Here is a 20,891-nt window from a genome sequence, read left to right as displayed (position 1 = left end):
TTTATTGCTTGCCAAATACACTCAACTTGCTTCTAGATGAGGACCAGATTCCGTTATTCAACAGGCTCCGATACGGCTTGAAGCGGGTGACCCGCTCCGTTGGCGGCATCCATCACCTGCGCCACCTTGGTTTCGGCGATTTCATGCGAGTACACCCCGCAGACACCTTTCCCATCCAGGTGGATCTTCAGCATGATCTGCGTGGCCGCCTCCCGGCTCTTGCCAAAAAAATGCTGCAGTACCTCAATCACAAACTCCATCGGCGTGAAATCATCGTTGAGCATGACCACCTGGTACATCTTCGGTGGCTCCACCCGCTGGGCGATGCGCTCGACCACCAGCGCCCCGCCGCCGTCCTCCGGGGGCTGGGGCGTTGCAGGCAGATTCGGCGAGGGAGGAACAACAGGTTTCGTGGCCATTGAGATCATTCTATAAGGCTAAATTTCCACATGGACAAAGATGGTGATGCTTTTATGAACTTCAATACGGCGGCACCAGCAACCGCTGGTCCAGCCGTTTTTCAGCCCGGGCACAATTGCTCTTAGGCCATGCTTTCGTAAACGATTTTGATGGCTTCGTGGCCCGCTTCCTGGGACCAGGCCGCCATGGCCTGGTCGCTGGGGAAAAAGCGTGCGGCGTCGCCCAGGTTGAGTTCCACCCCGGCCCGCGCCTGGCCCTGGCCGCAGACGACGCCCAGGCGAATCTTGAGGCCGTGGCGCAGCACGCCCTCGTCGGTGTGCTCCTCGACTGCGGGAAACTCCTGAATCAGCCGCGCAACATCGGGCTGGTGGCGGTCGGTGTTGACCAGCAGATAGCGGCCAAAACGGGCACGCGCATCGGCCAGGCCCCAGACATGCTGCGCCTTGGCGCGCAGCCCGCCGCTGAAGTGGTCCTGCCCGATACGGGCGCTCAGAATGACGAATTCATCGTCCTTGAGCTGCTCCTTGTGGCGGTTCCAGGTGGCCTCATCCAGCGATCCCTCGATGACACCGGACTTGTCGTCGATCTTGAACAGCACCAGCTTGCCGCGCTGGCCGTTGATGACGCGCATGTCGCTGATGATGCCCGCCACCGTCTGGGGCTCGCGGCTGTCCTTGAGCTGGGAGATGGGGGTGCGCACAAACTGGCGCACCTCCAGCTCCACCTCGTCAAACAAATGGCCCGAGAGGTAGAAACCGATGGCGGTCTTCTCCTGCACCAGGCGCTCCTTGATGCCCCAGGGCAGCACATCGGCCAGTGGCGGCTCCTGCGTGCTCGAGCCCACGGCGTCATCGCCCATCATGTCAAACAGGCCGCCCTGGTTGGCGTTGGCATGGGTGGTGGCGGCAAATTCAAAGGCTACGTCGACCGATTCGATCAGCGCGCGGCGGTTGAGCTGGATGCTGTCAAAGGCACCGCCCTTGATCAGCGCCTCGACCGTGCGCTTGTTGAGCTTGCTGCGGTCCACGCGCAGGCAGAAGTCGAACAGGCTCTTGAACGGGCCCTTGGTATCGCCCTGCGGCCCTGTGCCCTTACCTTCGCGCGCAGCCACAATGGCCTCGATGGCGGCCTGGCCAGTGCCCTTGATGGCGCCCAGCCCATAGCGGATCACCTTGTCGGTCACCGGCTCGAAGCGGTGGTGGCCCCGGTTCACATCGGGCATCTCAAAGGTCACGCCCATTTTCAGCGCGTCCTCGTACAGCACCTTGAGCTTGTCGGTGTTGTCCATTTCCACGGTCATATTGCCGCAGTAGAACTCGGCCGTGTAGTGCACCTTGAGCCAGCCGGTATGGTAGGCCAGCAGCGAGTAGGCCGCGGCGTGCGACTTGTTGAAGCCGTAGCCGGCAAACTTCTCCATCAAATCGAACACTTCGTCGGCCTTGGCCTCGTCGATGCCGATCTTGGAGGCCCCTTCGCGGAAGGTGGCGCGGTGCTGCACCATCTCCTCGACCTTTTTCTTGCCCATCGCGCGGCGCAGCAAGTCGGCGCCGCCCAGGCTGTAGCCGCCCAGCACCTGGGCGGTCTGCATCACCTGCTCCTGGTAGACCATGATGCCGTAGGTCTCGGACAGCACCTTCTCGACCAGCGGATGCGGGTACTCCACCACTTCCTTGCCGTGCTTGCGCGCCACAAAGCTGGGGATCAGGTCCATCGGGCCCGGCCGGTAGAGCGCGTTCAGCGCGATCAGGTCTTCCAGGCGGCTGGGCTTGGCTTCCTTGAGCATCTGCTGCATGCCGCGCGATTCAAACTGGAACACGGCTTCGGTCTTGCCGGCCGAAAAGAGCTGGTAGGTGCGGGCGTCGTCGAGCGGAATCTCTTCGAACTTGAAGTTCTCCTGCCCCTTGTGGCGCTTGATGATGAATTCGCGCGCGATCTCCAGAATCGTCAAGGTCGCCAGGCCCAAGAAGTCGAACTTGACCAGGCCCACGGCCTCGACGTCGTCCTTGTCATACATGGCCACCGCCGAGGTGCTGCCCGGCTGCTGGTAGAGCGGGCAAAAATCGGTCAGCTTGCCCGGCGCAATCACCACGCCCCCTGCGTGCATGCCGATGTTGCGGGTCATGCCTTCGAGCTTCTGGGCCATCTCGATCAGGGTCTTGACGTCCTCTTCCTTCTCGATGCGCTCGGCCAGGATCGGCTCTTCCTTGATCGCATAGGTGTACTTGTCGCCGTCCTTCGGAGGATTGGGCGGGTACTTCAAGGTCACATGCAGGCCCGGCTTGTTTGGGATCAGCTTGGAGATGCCATCGCAAAAGCCATAGCTCATATCCAGCGCGCGGCCCACGTCGCGGATCGCCGCACGCGCGGCCATCGTGCCGAAAGTCGCAATCTGGCTCACCGCATTGCGGCCGTAGAGGTCCTTCACATAGTCGATCACCCGGTCCCTGTTGGCCTGGCAAAAGTCCACGTCAAAGTCGGGCATCGAGACGCGCTCTGGGTTCAGAAAGCGCTCGAACAGCAGGTTGTAGTGGATCGGGTCCAGATCGGTGATCTTGAGCACATAGGCCACCAGCGAGCCCGCCCCCGATCCCCGGCCCGGCCCCACCGGGCAGCCATTGTTCTTGGCCCAGTTGATAAAGTCCGCCACGATCAGGAAGTAGCCGGGAAAACCCATCTTCAAGATGATGCCCAGCTCGAACTCCAGCCGCTCGACATACTTGGCCCGCTCGGCCTCGCGCTTGGCCGCGTTGGGAAACAGCAGCTGCAGGCGCTCCTCCAGCCCGTCGAACGAGGCCTTGCGGAAATACGCGTCAATCGGCATGCCATTGGGCGTGGGGAAATCGGGCAGGAAGTACTTGCCCAGCTGCAGGGTGACGCTGCAGCGGCGGGCGATCTCGGCGGTATTGGCAATCGCGCTGGGCAGATCGGCGAACAGGGCCTCCATCTCGGCAGCAGATTTCAGGTACTGGTCGCGGGTAAAGCGCTTGACGCGCTTTTTATTGCCCAGGGTCTCGCCCTCGGCAATACAGACGCGGGCTTCGTGCGATTCAAAATCGGTAGGCTTGGTGAACTGCACCGGGTGCGTGGCCACGACTGGCAGTTTGAGATTGGCAGCCAGCGCGACCGCAGCGGCCACATGGCTTTCGTCATCGGCGCGGCCAGCGCGCTGCAGCTCGATATAGAAACGGTGCGGGAACAGCCCCGCCAGGCGCAGTGCCACGCCCCGGGCGGTCTTTTCATCCCCACGCATCAGCGCCTGGCCGACGGGGCCGGCCTGGGCGCCCGACAGCAGGATCAGGCCGTCTGACAGCTCCTCCAGCCAGGCCCAGGTGCACTGCGGCTGCGCTTTGATGGTGTCGGCCATCCAGATACGCGCCAGCAGTTCCGACAGGTTCAGGTAGCCCTGCTGGCTCTGGATCAGCACGATGATGCGCGACAGCGGCCCGCCTGCCACCTCAGGCTCCAAGGTCAGCTCGGCGCCCAGAAGGGGTTTGACACCTGCGCCGCGCCCGGCTTTGTAAAACTTGATGGCGCCAAACAGGCTGTTCAAATCGGTGAGCGCCATCGCCGGCTGGCTATCACCCGCAGCAAACTTGATCAAATCGCCCACGCGATTGGTGCTGTCGATGATGGAAAACTCGGAATGGATGCGAAGGTGTACGAACATATCCCTGCATTGTAGGAAAGCCGCAGCACCGCCGCTGCAAACCATGGCATATCCGGCGCGGAATGTTACACAGCCCTACAGGCGACAAGTCCGGCTCTGCGGCAGCGGGCTGCGCGCCGATTACAATGGCCCAGATCAGAGGGCGCGGCACGGGCTGCCCCGCTGCGTGGCGGGCTTTGCCGCCCCACGCAGTTTTTCAGCTTTCCGTCCATGGATTTCAAGCCAAAAATGCTGTTTGCGTACCCCAAATCGAAGGTTCCCGCTATCGCTTCTGTAGCACTTGCCGCGTTGCTGGCAGGCTGTTCATCGACCGATGTGGATCCCACCGCCGGCTGGAGCCCGAACAAGATTTATTCGGAAGCGCGTGACGAGGCGTCGTCCGGCTCGTTCGACAAGGCCATTCCGCTGTATGAAAAGCTCGAAGGCCGTGCCGCTGGCACCGCGATGGCGCAGCAAGCCCAGCTGGAAAAGGCCTATTCCCAGTACAAGAGCGGTGAAAAGGCCCAGGCCATTGCCACGTTGGACCGCTTTGTCAAGCTCCACCCCGCCAGCGAAGGCGTGGACTATGCGCTCTACCTCAAGGGCCTGGTGAACTTCAACGAAAACCTGGGTCTTTTCTCCTGGGTGTCCAAGCAGGACCTGTCCGAGCGCGACCAGAAGGCCGCCAAGGATTCGTTCGAATCGTTCCGTGAGCTGACCACGCGCTTTCCCGAGTCCAAGTACGCGCCCGACGCTGAAAAGCGCATGCGCTACATCGTCAACTCGCTGGCTCAGTACGAAGTGCACGTCGCCCGCTACTACTACGAGCGCGGCGCCTATGTGGCCGCCGTCAACCGCGCGCAAGCCGCTATTGCCGACTACAAGGAAGTGCCTGCACAAGAGGACGCGCTCTACATCCTGATGCTGTCCTACGAGCGCCTGAACATGGCCGACATGGCCGCCGACACCAAGCGCGTGCTGGAAGCAAGCTACCCCAACACCCGTCTGCTGGCCAATGGCTTCCGCAAGGAAGAGCGCCCCTGGTGGAAGATGTGGTGATGCTACGCGCCTGAGGCGCGTGATTAGATAGCCAAGCGGCTGTTGCGGGTCACCACTTGCAGCAGCCGTTTTCTTACGGCCGGAGCTCTTTTTCTGCCAAGGTTTGCAAAAACGCCGGCAAGGCTGCGTCATCCAGACTGGGCAGCGGCGGCAGCGCCGCCAGCAAGGCCGCGCCATAGCTGCGGCTGTGCAGGCGTTCATCGGCGATCACCACCACACCCTGGTCGCTGGCAGACCGAATCAGCCGCCCAACGCCCTGGCGCAGCTGCATCGCCGTTTGCGGCAGGACATAGCGCTCAAACGCATCCCGGCCCGCAGCCCGCAGCGCCTGCACGCGCGCTGCATGCAGCACATCATGGCGCGGCGGAAACGGCAGTTTGTCGATCACCAGGAGCTGCAGCGCCTCGCCAGGCAGATCGACCCCCTCCCACAGGCCCAGGGTGCCCACCAGCACGCGGCCGGACTTGCCGCCGGGCGCCGTGCGCATGGCCTGCAGCAGGCGGCGCTTGGGCTGCTCGCCCTGCTGCAGCACGGTGATGGCCTGGCCCTGCAGGCCCTGGCGCAAGGCCTGGGCCAAGGCCTGCATGGCAGCCGTTGATGTGCACAGCACCATGCAGCGCCCGCCCAGCGCCTTCAGATGAGGCAGCAGCCACTGGGCCAGTGCCTGCGCGCGCTCGGCCGCCGGTGCATCAGTGCCCGGCAGGCCCTGGGGCACCACGAGCCGGGCCTGTTGGCCCCAGTCGAAATGGCTGCGCAAGCGCAGGCTGGCGAGCAAGGGCGCATCACCAGTCTCACTGTTATCGCTGCTGTCACTGCGCAAGCCCAGGCCCTGGGCAAACCAGGTCAGCGCCGCATCATCGCCCAAGGTGGCCGAGGTAAACAGCCAGCGCTGCACGCCCTGACCCAGCCAGCTGCTGGCCTGCACCTGGGGGCCCAGCGCCTGCAGCGCCTGCCACAGCCACAGGGGCGACTCCCGAAAGCCCTGGCGCCAGGCATAGCGCCCATGGGCCTGCAGGTCGCCCGCCTGGCCCGCGCGCACATAACCGGGGGAATCCCACCAGCGCACCCGGTCCTGGCCGCCGCCCTGGGCCCACTGGCGCAAGGCCTGCAGCATCACATCGCCCTGGCCTGCCAGCTGGGCCACTGCGGCCGCACTGCCGGCCACCCCTTGCAAGGCGGCGACCAGGGCCGATAGCAGGTTGTGCAGGTTGACCAGCGCCTGGCGGCCTGTGGTGCGGCTTGCCGCATCGGTGGGGGCATCGGCGGGGCCCAGCAAGCGCTGCTCGGCCCCCATCCACTGCACCAAGGCCTGCTGCACCTGCTGCAGCAGGGCATGCCAGGGCGCAAAGCCGCGTGCATGCAGGCTGGTCTCGCGCTCCACCGTCTGGAGGTAGTCGCGCATATCGCCCACATTCAGGCCCTTGGCCAGCACTTTGAGGCCAATGGCCTGCAGCTGGTGGGCCTCGTCCATCACCATGGTCTGCGCCAGCGGCACAAAGCCGTGTCCCACCCCCAGCATCTGGCGGTGGCGCAGCTCGCTGAAAAACAGATGGTGGTTGATCACCAGAATATCGGCCTGCGCGGCGCGGGCCCGGGCCTGGTTGGAAAAGCAGCGCTCAAAGTGGCTGCAGCGCTGGCCCAGGCATTCGTCATGGCTGGCCGTGATGTGCGGCACGAGGCTGGTCAGATGGCTGATATCGTCCAGCTCGGACAGATCACCCCCTTGCGTGCTCTGCGCCCAGCGCTCGACCTGGGCCAACGCCCCCGCATGCTGGCCTTGCAGCTTGCTGCGCGCCTGCTCCAGGCCCAATAGGCACACATAGTTCTCCCGCCCCTTGAGCACGGCCACCTTGCGCTGCAGGCCCTGGTGGGCCAGCAGCGCCGGGATGTCACGGTCTACGAGCTGGTCCTGCAGCGCCCGGGTGGCGGTGCTAACCACAAAGCGCTCCTGGCGGTCCAAGGCCGCTATCAGATAGGCATAGGTCTTGCCAGTGCCCGTGGGCGCCTCGATCGCCACCCGCTGGCCCTGGGCCCAGGCCGCCTCGATGGCCGCGATCATCTGCTCCTGCTGCGGACGCAGGCGCAGCGGGGCATCAATGGCAAGGGCGGGAGGACGGGGCATCGGTGAAGAGCGGTTTCGCGGGCATCGCAGTCTAGCGCGTTCGACGCCCTGCCCCGGCTTGCGCTTGCCCAACGGCCCCAGACGTTGGTATACAAACATCGGTTGGCAGCATCACCCCGCATGCTTTGGCGCCCCGCCGGGCAATCTGCTCTATGATTCCTCCTTCGTCACCCCACTTGCCCACCACCCCCTCGCGCATGAGCACCAGCTACCGACTCTCTGCCGCTACCGGCCTCCACAAAGGCGACCGGCCCTACCAGCAGGACCAGGTCATCATGCTCGCCCACCCGCGCGCCAAGGGCTGCGTGCTGGCCGTGGTGGCCGATGGGATGGGCGGGCGCAGCGGCGGGCGTGCAGCATCGGACCAGGTGATGCTGACAGCCAAGCAGGTGTTCGAGCGCTACTCGCCAGAGACCGACAATGCCGAAGAAATGCTCGGCAACCTGGTGCGCGAAGCCCATTTGCTGATCCGCCTGGTGGCCATTGCGGCCGAGCAAGAGCCCCACAGCACTATTGCGGCTTTTCTGATTTTGCCCAACGGCGCTTGCGCCTGGGTGCATTCGGGCGATTCGCGCATCTTCCATTTCCGTGACGGGCAGCTGCTCTACCAGACCAGTGACCATTCCTATGTGCAGACCCTGGTCGACCAGGGCCAGATCACGCTGGAAGAAGCACGCTACCACCCGCAATCGAATATCTTGCTGCACTGCCTGGGCACGGCCGATGACCCGCCTTTGATCCACCACCGCATCCCCATGCTCAAGCAAGGCGATGTGCTCTTGGCCTGCAGTGACGGTATATGGCATTACTTCTCGCCCGATGAGCTGTCATCGATCACACGCCTGCTCTCGCCGCGCGAAGCCAGCCAGTTCCTCATCGAGCGCGCCCGCATGCGCGCTTCGGGCTCGGGCGACAATATGTCGCTGGCCATCGTCAAGGTCGAGCCGCTGCCGGCAGAGGCGACCCAGGCCGTGGTGCCCGGCAGCAAACGCGCCAAGGCCAAGCCACCGGTGCGCAGTTAAAGCGGTTAAGCCGATCCGTTTAAAAGCAAAAGCCTCGCAGTCCTAAACCGCGAGGCTTTTTGTTGTGTCTAGAGTCGCTTAGAAGCCAGGCATCACCGCACCCTTGAACTGGGTGTCGACAAACTTGCGAATCTCCTCGCTGTGGTATGCCTTGACCAGCTTGGCCACCCAGGGCTGGTTCTTGTCCGCTTCGCGGATCACCAGAATATTCACATAGGGGTTCTTGGCGTTTTCAACCACGATGGCGTCGGACTTGGGGTTCAGACCCGCCGAGATCGCGAAATTGGTGTTGATCGCAGCGGCGTCCAGGTCATCGAGCGAGCGCGGCAGCTGGGCGGCGTCCAGCTCGACAAAGCGCAGCTTCTTGGGGTTCTCGACCACATCCAGCGGCGTGGCCTTGAGACCGGCGCTGTCTTTCAACTTGATCAGGCCATTGGCCTGCAGCAGCAGCAATACGCGGCCACCATTGGTCGGGTCATTGGGCAGGCCAAAGCGCGCGCCTTCCTTCAACTCCTCGATCTTCTTGATCTTCTTGGAGTAGATGCCGATCGGGAAATTGACGGTGTCGGCGGCGGCCACAAACTTGTAGCCACGGTCCTTGATCTGCGCGTCCAGATAGGGCTTGTGCTGGTAGCTGTTGGCATCGAGCTCACCGGACTGCAGCGCGGCATTGGGCTGGATGTAGTCGCTGAACTCGATGACCTTGATCTTCAGGCCGTCTTTTTCGGCGATCTTCTTGACCTGCTCCATGATCTGGCCATGCGGGCCAGCGGTCACACCGATCTTGATTTCCTTGTCTTGTGCGACTGCGGCGCCAGAGACACCGGCGGCCAAAGCCAGGGCCAGCACGGATTGCAGCAATGTACGTTTTTGCACGGGAGCGATACCTTTTCAAATGCGATACCGAACTGTACGCCCGATTTTGCAACGCAACAAAGAACTTTTTGCCATTTGCTTACAACCCGCCGGCCGCTGTCGGGGCGCGTTTTACTCCGGCCGCAGTGCGACGTTGTTGAGCTTGTCGAGGCGCTCGGGCCAGTTGCCGTTCCTGGCGTGCTGCTGCAGGATGCGGGTCCAGGCGACCCAGGCATCCCATTGCACGCGCTTATCCCAGGCATTGCCCCATTGGCTGAAACACTGCAGCGCGCTGTCGGCAGCGGCCAGCGCATCGGCCTCGCGCCCGGCGCTCAGGTAGAGCTGGGCCAGCACCATCTGCGGCTCACCCACCCAGGGGTTGAGCTGCACGGCCTGCTCCAGCACGCCGGTGGCCACATCCAGGTCCGTGAGCGGCTGGTCCTGCTGGATCACCGACCAGTAGAGCGACGCGGCCGCCGCATCGGCCGATGGACTCAGACCCTGGGTGCAGTTGGCAAACACCGGCGGCGTGGGCAGCAGGCCCTGCAAGGCCGGGTGCTGCAAGGCCAGGCCCAGGCTGGCAATCTGCGACAGCATGCGGCCGCTGGGGCGCATCGGGCCGGGCCAGAGCGAGGCCATCCAGTGCGCCTTTTGCGGGCGCTGGGGCACCTGCGGGAAGCTGGAGAAAATATCGTCCTGCCAGCTGAACCACTGCTCGATGGTGTCGGCCATGCTGACGATGATGAAGGCGGCTACGGTATAGGGCGCAACCCGGCGCGGCGCGCCCTTGTGGTCCAGCAGCACGGCGCCATCGGGCTCGATGGCCCCAGCGAGCACCTTCTGCACAAACTGGGCGCGCGAGAGAATGCAGAACTCGTAGACCAGCTGCTCGGCAGGCTCGCCCACCAGCGCGGCGAGCTGGCTGCGCTCGCTGCTGGCATCGAACTTGACCAGGTCGACAAAGGCATTGCCGTAGACACTGTGCAAAAGGCCCAGCAGCTTGACATCTTCCGGTTGCTGCCACAGCTGCAAGGTCCGCGTCACCCCCAGCAAATGGTGGCGAAAGGTGCCGGCCTTGTGCCAGTCCTGACCCACATCGCGGGCCAGCACCACCGGCAAGGCCCGCGCCAGTGCCGGGTGGGCGTGGATCCAGTTCTCATCGAGCAAGGGCTTGGCCCGCAGCCATTGCGCGGGATCCAGCGCCTGAAGTGGCAGGGCATGTGCGGTGGCAGTGGCCGTGGCGGTGGGCAAGGCGGCATTCATGGCAGTCTCCAAGGCGTGGGCAATGCGCCATTGTAGGCAGCGCCCAGAGCGCGCAATGCCCTTGGGTGACAGCCGCGGCTGGCCCCAAGCAAAAAGCCCATGGGCAGGGCACATGGGCTTTGGACGGGCAAGCGTTTGCGCCAGCGGATTATTTGTGGCTCAGGCGCCGCACCGCCCAGTCACCCAGGCTTTGCACCAGCTGCACAAAGATGATCAGGATGACCACCACCGCCAGCATGATGTCCGGCAAAAAGCGCTGGTAGCCATAGCGGATACCCAGATCGCCCAGACCGCCGCCGCCAATGGCGCCGGCCATGGCCGAGTAGCCGGTCAGCGACACAAAGCTGATGGTCAGGCCCGCGACGATGCCGGGCAGCGCCTCGGGCAGCAGCACCTTCCAGACGATTTGCCAGGAGGTCGCACCCATGGCCTGGGCCGCTTCGACGAGGCCATGGTCCACTTCACGCAGCGAGGTCTCCACCAGGCGGGCGATAAAAGGCGCAGCGGCCAGCGTCAGCGGCACAATGGCCGCGGCCGTGCCGATGGACGAGCCGGTGATAAAGCGGGTGAACGGGATGATGGCGACCAGCAAGATGATGAAGGGTGTCGAGCGCACGGCATTCACCAGCCAGCCGACGATCTTGTTGGCAGCGCCGTTTTGCAAGATGCCGCCATGGTCCGTCAGGCGCAGAAACACACCCAGCGGAATGCCGATCAGCGCACCGGCCACGCCGGAGATGCCCACCATGATCAGCGTCTCCCACAAGGACGTGGCAAACAGCTGCAGCATCATTTCAGAAAAATTCTCAAACATCGATGACCTCTTTGCGGGTGTTAAGCGGCCGAGGCCTCGGTATTGACTTCCTGCACCATCACGCCCGAGGCGCGCAGCGCTTCCACAGCGGCATGGAGCTGGGCCAGATCACCGCTGGCGTAGACCGCCAGGAAGCCGAAGGTCTGGTCCTGGATCTCATCGACCTGGCCGTTGAGGATGCTCACATCCAGGCCAAAGTCACGGATCAGGCGCGAGAGGATGGGCTGGTAGGCGAGGTTGCCAGCATAGGACAAGCGCAGCAGCTTGCCCTGGCCGCTGGAGAGCGCACCATTGAGGCTGCGCACGCGGTCGATGACGCTGGCGGGCAGCTCCTGGGGCACGATCTCGTCGATCAGGCTCTTGGTGATGGGTTGCTGGGGACGGGTGAAGACCTCGATGACCGAGCCCATCTCGACGACCTTGCCGGCCTCCATCACCGCCACGCGGTCGGCGATCTGCTTGACCACCTGCATCTGGTGCGTGATCAGCACCACCGTCAAACCCATGTCCTTGTTGATCTGCTTGAGCAGGGCCAGCACCGAGCGCGTGGTTTCCGGGTCCAGCGCCGAGGTCGCCTCGTCGCTCAGCAGCACCTTGGGCTCGCTGGTCAACGCGCGGGCAATGCCCACGCGCTGCTTTTGGCCGCCCGACAGCTGCGAGGGGTAGCGGTCACTCAGCGCTGCCAGGCCCACCAGGTCCAGGAGCGGGTCCACGCGCTTTTTGATGGCAGCCTTGCTCATGCCTGCCAGCTCCAGCGGCAGCGCGGCATTGTCAAACACCGTGCGCGAGGACAGCAGGTTGAAGTGCTGGAACACCATGCCGATCTCACGGCGCGCAGCACGCAGCTGCGCATCGTCCATCGCCGTCAGCTCCTTGCCATTGACCACCACCTGGCCAGTGGTGGGGCGGTTGAGCAGGTTGATATTGCGCACCAGGGAGCTCTTGCCCGCACCACTGCGTCCGATGATGCCAAACACTTCACCAGCGGCAATGCTCAGATCGACACCGCGCAGCGCATGGACCGGGCCGTTTTTGCCCGGGTAGGTTTGGGTGATACCCCGTAGTTCAATCATTGGAATAAAGAAAGCGCCCTGCAGCTTGAGGCGGGCGCTCGAAAAACCGTGAATAGCCGTACTGTAAGCGATGCGACAGACAGCCGCAAAGAACGAAATTTTAGTTCTTTACAACCGCCGGTTATTTCACTAGGTCTTTTTTGTCATCAAAAAGCAGATAACGCAAGAATCCCTAGCGCTGCGGATTCTGGGTCTCGCGCAAAATGCGGGCCACCGCATCGGCCACTGCCTCACGGATGGTGCTGTCAATCTCCAGTTGCAGCGACGATTGCAGCAAGGCCGTCTGCTGCTCCACCACCTTCAGCACGGCAGCCGACAGGCGCGTGTCCAAGGTCTCCTGTACGCGCCGGGTGACGCGGCGGGTGATCGCGTCTTCGAGCGCCTGCGCCGTCTCGGCCGCGGACTCGACCAGGTGGCTGGTCGCATCCGACACGGCCATGCCCTCGCCGCCCAGCGCGCTTTGCACCAGGCCGGGGTTGCCCTGGCCATCGCTGTCATCCACCACCGCCCCTGCGCCTGCGGGCGGCAAGGCGGCCGCTGGGCCTACGCCCTGCACCAAGCTCGGAAGGCTGTTGCTGTCCGCTGCAGGCGGATTGGGGGCGGCAACAGCTTGCGCGCTGCTGCCCAATGGCAATGCTGCATCTGCCTGCTGCGCCCAGCCGCTGTAGGTGGGCAGGTCGGCAATATCGGCAGCGGGCTGCGCCCAGGCGCCCGAGGCCGGCACATCCGCATCGCGGCGCCTGCGCAGCACATCCACGCCAGCCGGTGTGCTGTCGGGCGCGCCCGCGGCAGCCCCGCCGGGCACCACCTGGGGCAGCGCGTCCGCGGCGTCCTGTGCGGCTTCCTCGGTCAAGGTGGGCACAAACTTGGGAGGGATTCTGGACTCGGTCATGGCTCAGTCCTCCGACTTCATCACCAGATCGCGGCGCTCGATGGCATAGCCCATGGCGGCGTAGGCGCGCCAGCGCACCCTCGCCTGCTGCCGGTCCTGCTCATCGTCGGCACTGACCACCTCGATCACCCGCTCAAAGCGGGTAACGTCAGCGGGCATCTCCGCGCCCAGGTTCAGCAGCACACGGGTATGCGGCAGGTTATCGGCCAGCTCACTCAGCAGCACCGTGGGCGAGCGCTCAAGCACCTGCGGCGCGGCATCCCCCCGGCAGTGGGCCAGAAACTGGCTGGCACCACCAAAGGACCACAGCGCCTCGTCGAGTTGGGCCACCATGGCCGGCTCGCCGAGCACCACCAGCGGAATATCCATGCGCTGGAGCTTGCGCGCCAGCTTGCAGGCATAGGCCAGCTTGCTGGGCGCGTTGAAGTGAAAGGCTACCGTCGTGGAGGTCGTCATAAGGCAGGCTGTGCTTATTGGGCGTCCGCCTTGTCAGCGCCGTCCACATTGACCGCCGCCTTGCCCGGCTTGGCCGCTGCGGCAGGCTTGTCCGCCTTGCTGGCCTTGGCGGGCTTGACCGTCTTGGCTTGTTCGGCAGGTGCTGCGCCTTGGGCGCTGCCAAGCAGGTACTGCAGCAGCAAGCCCACCGGGCGGCCGGTGGCGCCCTTCTTGGCGCCGCTGCGCCAGGCGGTGCCGGCGATATCCAGGTGCGCCCAGGCCATGCTGCCGACAAAGCGCTGCAGGAACTTGGCGGCCGTGATGGCGCCGGCCGGCCGGCCGCCGACATTGGCCACATCGGCAAAGTTGGTCTTCAGGCCTTCGGCGTATTCGTCATCGAGCGGCATGCGCCAGCAGGTATCTTGCGCCTGCTCGCCAGCGGCTTGCAAGGCCTGGGCCAGCGCATCGTTGTTCGAGAACAGGCCGCTGCGCTGGGCGCCCAGCGCAATCACGCATGCACCGGTCAAGGTGGCGATATCGACCACGGCGCTGGGCGAGAAGCGCTCGGCATAGGTCAGCGCATCGCAGAGCACCAGACGGCCTTCGGCGTCGGTGTTCAGGATTTCGATGGTCTGGCCGCTCATGCTGGTGACCACATCACCGGGCTTGACCGCGCCGCCATCGGGCATGTTTTCGCAGGCCGGGATCAGGCCCACCACATTGATCTCGGGCTTCAACTCAGCCAGCGCACGGAAGGTGCCCAGCACGCTGGCAGCGCCCCCCATGTCGTACTTCATCTCGTCCATATCGCCCGCAGGCTTGATGGAGATGCCACCGGTATCAAAGGTGATGCCCTTGCCCACCAGCACCACCGGTTGGCGGTCCTTGTCGGCGCCGTGGTAATGCAGCTCGATAAAGCGCAGCGGCTCCTTGGAGCCCTGAGCCACGGCGATGAAGGCGCCCATGCCCAGCTTGGCCACGTCCTCGGGCTTGTGGATCTTGCACTTGATGCGCTTGTGCTCTTCGGCCAGCGATTCGGCCGCATCGGCCAGCAGCTTGGGCGTGGCGTAGTTCGCAGGGCGGTTGGCCCATTCGCGGGCAAAGGCCACGCCCTGGGCGGTGGCCTTGGCCACCTCAAACGCCTGCTCCAGCTCAGGAGCATTGGGCGCGCCCAGCACCACGGACTTGAGCGCCACGGCCTTGGCCGATGGCTTGGTGGTGCGGTAGAGGTAGGCGCTGTCTGCCAGGCATTGCAGCAATGCGTGCAGCGAAGCAGCGTCAAGCGGCTGGGCGCTCACAACAGCTGCGCGCTCGATGCCCTCACGCGTCAGTGGAGCGGAAGCAGCCGCCAGCGCCTGGCGCACGGCCTGGGGGGAACCATCGCCAATGCCCAGCAGCAACAAATGCCGGGCTTCGATGGCGGGCACCGCATACATGGCCAGCAACTTGCCGGTTTTTGCCTCAAAATCACCATTTTTCTGCGCGTGCGCAATCAGGGTGGACAATGCATCACTGGTTTTGGGCTGCTTGTCAGCCACCAACACGATCAGCAGGTCGCCAGACTGCAATGCGGCCGAAGCCAAATCCAGAGTTTTGAGTTCAAAGTTCATAATCGGTGCTTTCCTTCTCGCCAATGTTATTCGATTCCTCGATCCGTAAAGAGCTATCCCGCAGCTTTGGTGCCACCTTGGTGGTGCTGGTGACTGTGGTGATGACGATGATGCTCATCAAAGTGCTGGGCCAGGCCTCGCGTGGCAGCGTCAACCCTTCCGATGTGTTGCTGGTGATGGGCTACACCGTGCTGGGCCAGTTGCCCACCATTTTGAGCCTCTGCCTGTTCATTGCGGTGGTGGCGACTTTGTCGCGCATGTACCGCGACAGTGAAATGGCCGTGTGGTTCAGCAGTGGTCAAAGTCTGGTCAGCTTTCTGCGCCCGCTGATGCGCTTTTCCTGGCCCATCATGGTCGTCATTGCGGTGTTGGCCTTGCTGGTATGGCCCTGGGCCAACCAGCAGATTGTGCAGCTTCGCGCGCAATATGAACAGCGCGGAGATGTCGACCGCATCGCGCCTGGGGAATTCCAGGAGTCGTCCGACGGCTCGCGCGTGTTCTTCATCGACCGCGACCGCAACTCGGACCTCGAGGCGAGCAATGTCTTCATCGTCACCAACGAAGAGAAGAAGGACACTGTGACCAGCGCCAAGAGCGCCCACCTCGAAGTGCAGGAAAACGCCCGCGTTGCCGTGCTCAATGACGGCCAGCGCATCGAGAAATCCAAGGACAATCCGGGCCTGAAGGTCAGCGACTTCAAGGAATACGGCACTCGCATCGGCAGCGCCGCCACGATTGACCCCAACGACATGGGCGCCGTGAAAAACATCCCCACGCGCGAGCTGATGGCCAGTGACCAGCCCCGCCTGCTGGGCGAGCTGGGTTACCGCCTGGGCCTGGCGATCGCCGCGATCAATTTTGTCGTGCTGGGCCTGGCCATGGCCAGCGTCAACCCGCGCGCGGGCCGCAGCAGCAGCCTGGTGTTCGCCCTGTTTGCCTTCATCGTCTATTACAACCTCATGACCTTTGCCCAGAACTGGGTGTCTTCGGGCAAAGCCTCGCTGCCGCTCTCCTTCGTGCTGATCCACGGCTTGACGGCCCTGCTCGCCTGGACCTTGCTGCTCAGCCGCAACCAGCAGTTCTCGCTGATGCAATGGGTACGCCGCAAGGGGAGCCGCGCATGAAGACCTTTCGCAAAATGATCTACCGGGACATCGCCGTGACCGTCGGCTTTGTCACCCTCGCCTTCCTGGCACTGTTCTTTTTCTTTGACCTGGTCGATGAGTTCCGCTGGATCGGCACCGGCACCTATGAGCTCAAGGATGCGCTGTTGAGCGTGGCGCTCAACATCCCCAACCACATCTACGAGCTGCTGCCCATCACCGTGCTGATCGGCACCATCTTTGTGATGGCGCGCATGGCGCAGACTTCCGAGTTCACCATTCTGCGCACCAGTGGCCTGGGCCCCTGGCAAGCGCTGGGCAGCCTGCTGAGCATTGGCCTGGCCTTTGTGGTGCTCACTTTTGCGATTGGCGACTATGTGGCGCCTGCCGGTGAGCAGGCCAGCCAGCTGGTGCGCGCACAGCGCTTTGGCCAGCTGAGCACGGGCCGCACCGGCGCCTGGCTGCGCGAGAAGCGCGAGGACGGCATGGCCGCGATCAATGTGCGCGCCATCTCGCCCGAAGGCGATCTGCAGCGCGTGCGGGTCTACAACTTCGACGACCAGGGCCGCATCCAGATGCAGCTCACGGCCGCCGGCGGCAAGTTTGGCAATGGCGTCTGGCACCTGCACCATATCCAGGAGCAACGCTATTACCTGGGCGACCAGCGCCAGGCACGGGTCGAGGTCAAGAACCTGGACACCATGGACTGGCCGACTGCGGTGACCAGCAGCATGGTGGCCGCGGCCGTGCTCAAGCCCGACCAGATGAGCACCTACGACCTCTTCCTCTACGTGAGCCATTTGCAGGCCAATGGCCAAAGCGCGCAGCGCTACGAGATCGAGCTGTGGCGCAAGGTGTTCTACCCCATCAGCTGCCTGGTGATGGTCGTGCTGGCGCTCCCCTTTGCCTACCTGCATTTCCGCTCGGGCGGCATCACCGGCTATGTGTTTGGCGGCGTGATGGCGGGCATCAGCTTCTTCCTGCTCAACAATGTGTTCGGCTTTGCCGGCAATCTGCAGAACTGGCACCCGATGCTGACCGCGGCGGCCCCCGGGCTGATCTACTCACTGCTGTCGCTGGGGGCCTTTGGCTGGCTGGTGCTGCGAAGGTAGCGGGGCCACGCGCCCCGCTCCACACCCAGGACGGCTCTACGCATCCTGAAGCACAAAGCCCTGCTGTCGCAGGGCTTTGTTTTGGGCCATGCCCATCACCCAGCGTTCGCCTCAGGCGTCTTCGTGCGGCAGCGACAGCGCAGCTGCCATCTCCCGCACCAGATCGGTCTGGGAGATGATGCCCACCAGCTTGCCCTGCCGGTTGACTACCGGCACATGGTGCAGCTGGGCGCGCGAGAAGATCGCAATCAGGTCGACCATGCGGTCGTAGCTGCCCACCTTGGAGACCTCGGCGGTCATCAAGTCGCCCACCCGCTGGCCGCTGTCTTTCTTGCGCAGCACCCAGTGCTTGAGTTTGCTGCTGAGCGCGGTCGGTGTCGCCGTCAGCGCGTGGTTGAGCAGATCGGTGGCCGTGATGATGCCCACCACCCGCTGCGCGGCATCGACCACCGGCAAGGCCTTGACGCCATGCTGCTGCATGAGGGCCCAGGCGTCCTGGACGCTGCCCTCGGGCCGCGTGGCATGCACCGGGTGGGACATGACATCTTCGCAGCGCATATTGCCCAAGGTGCGTTTGAAGGCGGCCTGGCTTGCGCCCTGCAGCAGCGCTTCCAGATCGGCGCGGCTGACATCGAGCACGCCATTGAAGCGCTCCAGCGCCTCGTCCAGATCACTGCCCTCGATGCGCGCGCTCGAGGCGCGTGAGGGTTGTGCGGCCTGCGCCTTCTGGCTGTGCTGGGGTGCGGGGTAGCGCTTGCCGGTCATGCGGTTGTAGGCGGTGGCCAGCAGCACCAGAACGACCAGGTTCAGCGCCACCGGGTTGAGCAGCACCGATACATCGTGCCAGCCCTGAATCGCCATCCACATCGCCAACGCCGCGCCCGGCGGGTGCAGGCAGCGCAGCACCACCATCACCATGATGGCCAGGCCCACCGCCACAGCCGCTGCCAGCAGCGGATCGGGAAACACCAACACCGCCACCCAACCGGCCAGCGCCGACAGCATCGAGCCGCCAATCACCGGCCAGGGCTGCGCCATGGGGCTCGATGGCGTGCCGATCAGCAGCAAGGCACTCGCTCCCATCGCGGCAAACAGCCAGGGGCTGTGGTCATGCTGACCCCAGGTCTGGCTGGCCATGCCTGTGAGCCACAGCACCACCATTGCGCCCACGACCATGCGCGCCAGCTCCAGCCCATTGACATGCGCCGCTGATGGCAGAAAGTTGCGCAACCACAGCTGCAGCCGCGCGCGGCGGCTGACCGAGCCTGGCGCAGCATTTGCGGGTTGCGATGGGGGGCGTGCTGGAGACATGGCGAGACAGAAGGCGAGATCAAGGCTGGAGGTCTGTCATCATAATCAGACGCTGGACTACAGGCACAGCCGGTGCTGTCGCCCCTGCAGGCAGCATCGGCATCACGACCCCAGCATTTGGCGACAAAATGTCAGCATATGGCCGACAAAAGCTGCATTTCACAACGCAATTTGTCATCGGTACGACACAGTGTCGATAGAATCGGCGGTTTACTGTGACGGCCCTGACCATGCGCGATCGAATTGCTGTTTTGCCCCAATACCTGCTGCCCAAGAAATGGATGACCGCGCTGGCCGGCTCATTGGCGTCGGCAGAGCTGGGCGGCGCAACCACCCGCTTCATCCGCTGGTTTGTCGGCAAGTACCAGGTCAACATGGATGAAGCGGCGCAGCCCGATATTGCGCAGTACAAGAGCTTCAACGATTTCTTCACCCGCGAGCTGCGCGCAGGCGTGCGGCCGATGGCCCAGGCCGACCTGGTCTGCCCGGTCGATGGCGCCATCAGCCAGTGCGGCGCCATTGCGCAGGACCAGATCTTCCAGGCCAAGGGCCACAGCTACAGCACCACCGCGTTGCTCGGCGGCGATGCGCAGCTGGCCGCGCAGTTCAACAACGGCCAGTTCGCCACCATCTACCTCAGCCCGCGCGACTACCACCGCATCCACATGCCGCTGCGCGCCAAGCTGCAAAAGATGGTCTATGTGCCCGGGGACCTGTTCTCCGTCAACCCGCTGACCGCGCGGGGCGTGCCCGGGCTGTTTGCCCGCAACGAGCGCGTGGTCTGCGTGTTTGAATCGCGCATTGGCCCGGTCGTGATGGTGCTGGTGGGCGCGACCATTGTCGGCAGCATGTCCACCACCTGGCACGGCCAGGTCAATCCCCCCCGCACCCGCAAGGTGCGCAGCTGGGACTACCAGACCCAGCCGATTGTGCTCGAACAAGGCGATGAGATGGGCCGCTTTTTGCTGGGCTCGACCATCGTGCTGCTGCTGCCCGAAGGCAAAAGCGCCTTCAACGCCGACTGGGCCGCGGCCAAGCCAGTGCAACTGGGCGAGGCCATGGGGTCTTTCAGCCGCTAAGGCCACCAACTACCCTGCTCTCACCACAAGCCGCCGCTGGGCGGCTTTGTTGCTTCTAGTCAGCCAGGGGCAGCAACTGGCGCCGGCTGCGAAACACATGCGCCTGCCCCGTGACCGGATCGACAAAGCGCAGCTCACGCGCCAGCAGCTGCAAGGGCCGCGAGAAGTCACCCTCGGGCGGGTCATTGACCTCCGGGTAGAAGGCATCGTTGCGGATCGGCAGCCCCAGCGCCGCCATGTGCACACGCAGCTGGTGGCGCTTGCCGCTGACGGGCTTCAAGGCATAACGCGCCCAGGCGCCCTGCTGCTCCAGCAGCGCCATATGGCTGTGGCTGTTGGGCTCGCCAGGCACCTCATGCATCAGAAAAAAACGCTGGCTCTCTTCCATGCGGCTGCGGTGCTCACGCGGAAACACCAGGTCCGTCCGCCAGGGCGCCACTGCCTCATAGCTCTTGTCCATCGCCCGGTCACGAAACAGGGCCTGGTACTGGCCACGCGTGGCTGCATCCTTGGACAGCAGCAGCAGGCCGGCGGTATCGCGGTCGATGCGGTGCAGCGGTGACAGATGGGCATTGCCGGTCGCGTTCTTCAGCCGCACCAGCAAGGAGTTCTGCACATATTTTCCCGTCGGCAGCACCGGCAGGAAATGGGGCTTGTCCACCAGCAGCAGGCGCTCGTCCTCATACAGCACCTCGGCATCAAAAGGGATGGGCAGCTCCTGCTCGACCTTGCGCCAGTAGTACACCCGCATGCCGGGCACAAAGGCTTGTGTGGGGCCCAAACTCTGGCGCGCGCCATCGACCACATCGCCCGCCTGCAGGCGTTCGAGCCACTGCGCAGCGCTGACCAGCGGCAGGCGCTGGGCCAGAAAATCCAGCAGCAGCCCCTCTCCGCGCGAGGGCAGCACCACGCAGCTGGGGCTTACGCCGTCGCGCATCCAGGTAGAAGGGTCCGTCTGTATCGTCATCTCGCTGGCGATTGTAGTCATCTCTTTAGGGGCATGAAGGCTGGGCACAATAGCCGCACTTGCAGGCGTCCGGACTGCCTTGCACTGCAACCTAACTACAAGCACTTC

At 64.0% G+C, this 20,891-nt stretch carries 17 protein-coding genes; 5 read left to right on the top strand and 12 right to left on the bottom strand.

Annotation, left to right across the window (positions count from 1 at the left end):
- Positions 1 to 53: 53 nt before the first annotated feature.
- A complete protein-coding gene (gene clpS, locus ACPEE1_RS11675; RefSeq protein ID WP_021025816.1) occupies positions 54 to 428 on the bottom strand; it encodes an ATP-dependent Clp protease adapter ClpS in 375 nt (124 codons plus the stop codon).
- 113 nt (positions 429 to 541) lie between these two features.
- Positions 542 to 4,087: a DNA polymerase III subunit alpha gene (gene dnaE, locus ACPEE1_RS11670; protein WP_116923958.1), complete on the bottom strand. Its 3,546-nt coding sequence runs from the start codon at positions 4,085 to 4,087 to the stop codon at positions 542 to 544.
- 228 nt (positions 4,088 to 4,315) lie between these two features.
- Here dnaE and ACPEE1_RS11665 point away from each other — a divergent pair, with 228 nt between their 5' ends.
- Positions 4,316 to 5,125, top strand: coding sequence for an outer membrane protein assembly factor BamD (locus ACPEE1_RS11665; protein WP_116924449.1), 810 nt, complete (start codon positions 4,316 to 4,318; stop codon positions 5,123 to 5,125).
- 73 nt (positions 5,126 to 5,198) lie between these two features.
- Here ACPEE1_RS11665 and ACPEE1_RS11660 read toward each other — a convergent pair whose 3' ends face one another.
- The gene (locus tag ACPEE1_RS11660; RefSeq protein ID WP_423932724.1) at positions 5,199 to 7,247 is read right to left on the bottom strand and encodes an ATP-dependent DNA helicase; all 2,049 of its coding nucleotides are present in this window, start codon (positions 7,245 to 7,247) and stop codon (positions 5,199 to 5,201) included.
- A 197-nt stretch (positions 7,248 to 7,444) separates the two neighbouring features.
- Here ACPEE1_RS11660 and ACPEE1_RS11655 point away from each other — a divergent pair, with 197 nt between their 5' ends.
- On the top strand, positions 7,445 to 8,269 hold the full coding sequence (locus tag ACPEE1_RS11655) for a PP2C family protein-serine/threonine phosphatase (RefSeq protein WP_182341610.1): 825 nt from the start codon (positions 7,445 to 7,447) through the stop codon (positions 8,267 to 8,269).
- Between the two features lie 78 nt (positions 8,270 to 8,347).
- Here ACPEE1_RS11655 and ACPEE1_RS11650 read toward each other — a convergent pair whose 3' ends face one another.
- The 7 genes from ACPEE1_RS11650 to ACPEE1_RS11620 form a co-directional block, all read right to left on the bottom strand.
- Positions 8,348 to 9,145, bottom strand: coding sequence for a MetQ/NlpA family ABC transporter substrate-binding protein (locus ACPEE1_RS11650; RefSeq protein WP_027010639.1), 798 nt, complete (start codon positions 9,143 to 9,145; stop codon positions 8,348 to 8,350).
- Between the two features lie 111 nt (positions 9,146 to 9,256).
- Positions 9,257 to 10,387: a DUF6817 domain-containing protein gene (locus ACPEE1_RS11645; RefSeq protein WP_116924451.1), complete on the bottom strand. Its 1,131-nt coding sequence runs from the start codon at positions 10,385 to 10,387 to the stop codon at positions 9,257 to 9,259.
- Between the two features lie 148 nt (positions 10,388 to 10,535).
- Positions 10,536 to 11,201, bottom strand: a complete 666-nt coding sequence (locus tag ACPEE1_RS11640; protein ID WP_021025822.1) for a methionine ABC transporter permease — start codon at positions 11,199 to 11,201, stop codon at positions 10,536 to 10,538.
- A 20-nt stretch (positions 11,202 to 11,221) separates the two neighbouring features.
- The gene (locus ACPEE1_RS11635; protein WP_116923961.1) at positions 11,222 to 12,274 is read right to left on the bottom strand and encodes a methionine ABC transporter ATP-binding protein; all 1,053 of its coding nucleotides are present in this window, start codon (positions 12,272 to 12,274) and stop codon (positions 11,222 to 11,224) included.
- 172 nt (positions 12,275 to 12,446) lie between these two features.
- A complete protein-coding gene (locus ACPEE1_RS11630) occupies positions 12,447 to 13,166 on the bottom strand; it encodes a hypothetical protein (RefSeq protein WP_116923962.1) in 720 nt (239 codons plus the stop codon).
- A 3-nt stretch (positions 13,167 to 13,169) separates the two neighbouring features.
- The gene (locus ACPEE1_RS11625; RefSeq protein WP_423932717.1) at positions 13,170 to 13,622 is read right to left on the bottom strand and encodes a DNA polymerase III subunit chi; all 453 of its coding nucleotides are present in this window, start codon (positions 13,620 to 13,622) and stop codon (positions 13,170 to 13,172) included.
- A gap of 14 nt (positions 13,623 to 13,636) precedes the next feature.
- Entirely contained in the window at positions 13,637 to 15,211 is a 1,575-nt protein-coding gene (locus tag ACPEE1_RS11620; protein WP_182341619.1) for a leucyl aminopeptidase, read from the bottom strand.
- A gap of 23 nt (positions 15,212 to 15,234) precedes the next feature.
- Between ACPEE1_RS11620 and lptF the strand changes: the two genes are divergently transcribed.
- Both lptF and lptG read left to right on the top strand, forming a co-directional pair.
- Positions 15,235 to 16,335 (top strand): LPS export ABC transporter permease LptF, encoded by a 1,101-nt coding sequence (gene lptF / locus ACPEE1_RS11615; protein ID WP_116923965.1) that lies wholly within the window; start codon positions 15,235 to 15,237, stop codon positions 16,333 to 16,335.
- A complete protein-coding gene (lptG, locus tag ACPEE1_RS11610; protein WP_116924452.1) occupies positions 16,332 to 17,426 on the top strand; it encodes an LPS export ABC transporter permease LptG in 1,095 nt (364 codons plus the stop codon). Before lptF ends, lptG begins: the two co-directional genes overlap by 4 nt.
- Positions 17,427 to 17,537: 111 nt before the next feature.
- Here lptG and ACPEE1_RS11605 read toward each other — a convergent pair whose 3' ends face one another.
- On the bottom strand, positions 17,538 to 18,737 hold the full coding sequence (locus ACPEE1_RS11605) for an HPP family protein (protein WP_423932712.1): 1,200 nt from the start codon (positions 18,735 to 18,737) through the stop codon (positions 17,538 to 17,540).
- 230 nt (positions 18,738 to 18,967) lie between these two features.
- On the opposite strand from ACPEE1_RS11605, the gene asd reads away from it, so the two are divergent.
- A complete protein-coding gene (asd, locus tag ACPEE1_RS11600; protein ID WP_116923967.1) occupies positions 18,968 to 19,816 on the top strand; it encodes an archaetidylserine decarboxylase in 849 nt (282 codons plus the stop codon).
- 55 nt (positions 19,817 to 19,871) lie between these two features.
- Here asd and ACPEE1_RS11595 read toward each other — a convergent pair whose 3' ends face one another.
- Positions 19,872 to 20,804 carry a pseudouridine synthase gene (locus ACPEE1_RS11595; protein WP_243419196.1) on the bottom strand — a complete coding sequence of 311 codons (933 nt, stop codon included), beginning with the start codon at positions 20,802 to 20,804 and terminating at the stop codon, positions 19,872 to 19,874.
- Positions 20,805 to 20,891 lie beyond the last annotated feature (87 nt).

Source organism: Comamonas sp. 23 (assembly GCF_049601575.1).
Classification (GTDB): Bacteria; Pseudomonadota; Gammaproteobacteria; order Burkholderiales; family Burkholderiaceae_C; genus Comamonas; species Comamonas squillarum.
The sequence above is the reverse complement of the archived record's forward strand: the minus strand, read 5'-3'. Positions and strand labels throughout refer to the sequence as shown.

Excerpts from the sequence above, each read along its gene's own strand:
- ACPEE1_RS11665 (WP_116924449.1), top strand. The coding sequence starts at position 4,316 with ATGCTGTTTGCGTACCCCAAATCGAAGGTTCCCGCTATCGCTTCTGTA.
- asd (WP_116923967.1), top strand. The coding sequence starts at position 18,968 with ATGCGCGATCGAATTGCTGTTTTGCCCCAATACCTGCTGCCCAAGAAA.
- ACPEE1_RS11635 (WP_116923961.1), bottom strand. The coding sequence starts at position 12,274 with ATGATTGAACTACGGGGTATCACCCAAACCTACCCGGGCAAAAACGGC.
- ACPEE1_RS11605 (WP_423932712.1), bottom strand. The coding sequence starts at position 18,737 with ATGTCTCCAGCACGCCCCCCATCGCAACCCGCAAATGCTGCGCCAGGC.
- lptG (WP_116924452.1), top strand. The coding sequence starts at position 16,332 with ATGAAGACCTTTCGCAAAATGATCTACCGGGACATCGCCGTGACCGTC.
- lptF (WP_116923965.1), top strand. The coding sequence starts at position 15,235 with ATGTTATTCGATTCCTCGATCCGTAAAGAGCTATCCCGCAGCTTTGGT.
- ACPEE1_RS11625 (WP_423932717.1), bottom strand. The coding sequence starts at position 13,622 with ATGACGACCTCCACGACGGTAGCCTTTCACTTCAACGCGCCCAGCAAG.
- ACPEE1_RS11595 (WP_243419196.1), bottom strand. The coding sequence starts at position 20,804 with ATGACTACAATCGCCAGCGAGATGACGATACAGACGGACCCTTCTACC.
- ACPEE1_RS11655 (WP_182341610.1), top strand. The coding sequence starts at position 7,445 with ATGAGCACCAGCTACCGACTCTCTGCCGCTACCGGCCTCCACAAAGGC.
- dnaE (WP_116923958.1), bottom strand. The coding sequence starts at position 4,087 with ATGTTCGTACACCTTCGCATCCATTCCGAGTTTTCCATCATCGACAGC.
- ACPEE1_RS11620 (WP_182341619.1), bottom strand. The coding sequence starts at position 15,211 with ATGAACTTTGAACTCAAAACTCTGGATTTGGCTTCGGCCGCATTGCAG.
- ACPEE1_RS11630 (WP_116923962.1), bottom strand. The coding sequence starts at position 13,166 with ATGACCGAGTCCAGAATCCCTCCCAAGTTTGTGCCCACCTTGACCGAG.
- clpS (WP_021025816.1), bottom strand. The coding sequence starts at position 428 with ATGATCTCAATGGCCACGAAACCTGTTGTTCCTCCCTCGCCGAATCTG.
- ACPEE1_RS11660 (WP_423932724.1), bottom strand. The coding sequence starts at position 7,247 with ATGCCCCGTCCTCCCGCCCTTGCCATTGATGCCCCGCTGCGCCTGCGT.
- ACPEE1_RS11640 (WP_021025822.1), bottom strand. The coding sequence starts at position 11,201 with ATGTTTGAGAATTTTTCTGAAATGATGCTGCAGCTGTTTGCCACGTCC.
- ACPEE1_RS11645 (WP_116924451.1), bottom strand. The coding sequence starts at position 10,387 with ATGAATGCCGCCTTGCCCACCGCCACGGCCACTGCCACCGCACATGCC.